Source organism: Sporosarcina sp. USHLN248 (genome assembly GCF_037144575.1).
Taxonomy (GTDB): Bacteria; Bacillota; Bacilli; order Bacillales_A; family Planococcaceae; genus Sporosarcina; species Sporosarcina contaminans.
Genome location: NZ_JBBCZC010000120.1, coordinates 1 through 281 on the forward strand (window position 1 = coordinate 1; position 281 = coordinate 281).

Here is a 281-nt window from a genome sequence, read left to right on the forward strand (position 1 = left end):
GAGCGTAGATTCCTGTGTTCTCTTCACATTCAAGGGCTTCCTTTGCTTTCGCTTACATTTCTTCAAATACCGTGTTCCAATGGACTTGTCGATTGCCTTTTGCTTTCGTACATAATTTTTTCAATGGGCAATCCGAACAGTCCTCGCATTCATAAATTTTGTAACTTTGCTCGTATCCTGAAGCGTTCTTCTTGTTTTGGTATTTCCTAAAAGTGACTTTCCGTCCATTCGGGCAGATGAATAGATCGTCTTGTTCCAAGTATGTCCAGTTCTTTGCGTTT

The 281-nt window shown here is 40.6% G+C and carries 1 protein-coding gene; it reads right to left on the bottom strand.

Annotated features, from left to right (window positions below):
* Nucleotides 1-52 precede the first annotated feature (52 nt).
* On the bottom strand, nt 53-281 hold a 229-nt coding region (locus tag WFH04_RS18210), incomplete at its 5' end, for a transposase (RefSeq protein ID WP_336825737.1).